Here is a 2,056-nt window from a genome sequence, read left to right as displayed (position 1 = left end):
GGTTGGGAGGGACGCCGGCCGCGGCGCAGCGAGGGAGATCGCCCATGCCGAACCGTTTGCAGACCGTCGGGTGCCGTGCTTTCGCCTCCGCCGCGGCGATCCTGCTCGCGCCCGCGGCCGAGGCGCAGACCACGCCGGCGGCGGGCGCCGCCCGCATCGCCGAGCACATGGAGGTGGTCGGCGCCGACGGGGCGCATGTCGGCACCGTCGACAAGGTCGAGAACGGCACCATCGTCCTGGCCGAGACCGACCGGGATGCCGGCGGACGCCATCACGCCGTGCCGATCGCGTGGATCGGCACGGTGGACGGCAAGGTGCTGCTGACGAAGCCGGCGGCCGAGGCGAAGGCGCAGTGGGATCGGGCGGACAAGCCGACGGACGGGCCGAAGCGCTGAGCCGGGCGCTACTCGGCGACCGCCTCGGTGACCTGGACGCGGCCGGCATCCTCGATGATCGCGGCGGCGGCGGCCTTGGCGAGCATGGCGTAGCCGCGGTCGGCCATGTGCAGGCCGTCGGCGGAGAAGAGCTGGCTGTGGGTCAGCTTGCCGTCGCGGATCCAGCCGCGCATCAGGTCGGCGCGGCGGATCACCGGCACGTCGAGCGCGTCGCCGATCTCGCGCACCGCGTCGCGGAAGCGGTCGGAGCCGGGGGTGGCGTCGAGCTTCGGGCACCATTGCGGCTCCATCAGCACGACGTCGATGCCGGCCTCCTGCATCCGGCGCACGGCGCTGACCGTCGCCTCGCGGAAATGCTCGATGGTGACGCCGCGCAGCGGGTCGTTGCTGCCGGTCTGCCAGATCACGAGCTGCGGCTCGGCGGCGATCACGTCCCGCTCGAGCCGGCGCAGCATGTCGTCGACGTGCTCGCCGCCGATGCCGCGGTTCAGCACCGTGATGCTCGCGGCGACGCTCGGCAGGGCGGCGCGGAGATCCGCCTGCAGGCGGGCGGGATAGGCGTTGGCCGGCGTGCTGGCGCCGATGCCCTCGGTCGAGGACGAGCCGAAGGCGACGATGCGCAGCGGTGCGCCGATGGCGATCTGCCGGGCGACGTGCGGCAGGTCGATCTCGGCGACCGCATCGCCGAGGCCGAAATCGAACGGGACCGGGAGGAGGTCGGCGTAGGCGAGCACCGCGCTCGGCAGGACGAACAACCCGGTGAGCAGGGCGACGCCGCGAATCAGTCCCCGCAGGGGTTTCGTGACGCGGCGGGCGGACGCGGTGTTCGGCACGGGCACCATCGGAGCGTTCGGGCTTGCGGGATCCGAATACGATCCTACGGGGCCGACCGAAAGGTCCCGTCTGCAACACCTGTTGAATTCCGATTGAATTCGTAACGCAAAATTAAGGCTGAATTCCGGTGATACCTGTTCGGACGCCCGCGCCGCGGCTCGTCGGCTTCGCCGATCAGTTCGCCGGCGGCGTGAGCACGAGCTTGCCCACGAACGGCGCGTTCTTGTTGGCCGTGCTGGTGCAGGCGAAGTCGTGGTCGCCGGCCTCGAGCGTCCGCACGCGCAGGGTGCCCTGGCCGTCCCGCTTGATCAGGTAGCCCTTCTCGCTCGCCACGTGGACGAGGTCGCCGTCGGCATGGAGCACGTGGCCGTTCTCGAACAGCCCCGCCGCTGTGATCGTCACCGGCGTGTCGGCGTGGCTGACCACGTGCAGCGCGACGTCGGTGTTGGCGGGCAGGCGCAGCTCCGCCGGCGCGCAGACCGGCTTGCCGCCCTCGGCGGTGATCGTCAGCTCGACCGGCGGCATCACGGCGCTCGACGGCGCGGGCAGGGGCTTGCCCTGGGCATGGCCCGCGGCGGTCCCGAGGACGAGGAGGGCGGCCGCGGCGAGGTCGCGTCGAAGATGCTGCATGAAAGTCCGTCCGGAGAAGCGTGAGCGAAGGGCATCGCGCGGGGTCGCGCGGCCTCGGGATAGGAGCGGAATGGCAGCAGGCGCCGGCGAGTTCCGGCACGCGACGCCGCACCGGCGGCTCGCGACGGGGTCGGGCAGGCGCTCAGATGTAGGCGGAGGCGAGCGTCGGCGCGCGCCCGAGCGCGTGAGCCAGCACC

At 72.3% G+C, this 2,056-nt stretch carries 3 protein-coding genes; 1 reads left to right on the top strand and 2 read right to left on the bottom strand.

From position 1 onward, the window contains the following. Nucleotides 1-44: 44 nt before the first annotated feature. Complete coding sequence (locus FV223_RS26210; RefSeq protein ID WP_210247525.1) at nucleotides 45-395, top strand: DUF2171 domain-containing protein; 351 nt, start codon at nucleotides 45-47, stop codon at nucleotides 393-395. 8 nt (nucleotides 396-403) lie between these two features. On the opposite strand, the gene FV223_RS26205 is transcribed toward FV223_RS26210, so the two are convergent. Both FV223_RS26205 and FV223_RS26200 read right to left on the bottom strand, forming a co-directional pair. Continuing rightward, on the bottom strand, nucleotides 404-1,189 hold the full coding sequence (locus FV223_RS26205; RefSeq protein WP_243945963.1) for an SGNH/GDSL hydrolase family protein: 786 nt from the start codon (nucleotides 1,187-1,189) through the stop codon (nucleotides 404-406). A gap of 214 nt (nucleotides 1,190-1,403) precedes the next feature. Further along, nucleotides 1,404-1,859 carry an anaerobic typically selenocysteine-containing protein gene (locus tag FV223_RS26200; protein WP_147729670.1) on the bottom strand — a complete coding sequence of 152 codons (456 nt, stop codon included), beginning with the start codon at nucleotides 1,857-1,859 and terminating at the stop codon, nucleotides 1,404-1,406. Nucleotides 1,860-2,056: the final 197 nt, after the last annotated feature.

Origin of the sequence: Methylobacterium sp. WL116, assembly GCF_008039455.1 — a bacterium.
Classification (GTDB): domain Bacteria; phylum Pseudomonadota; class Alphaproteobacteria; order Rhizobiales; family Beijerinckiaceae; genus Methylobacterium.
This window is presented reverse-complemented; position numbering and strand designations above follow the sequence as displayed.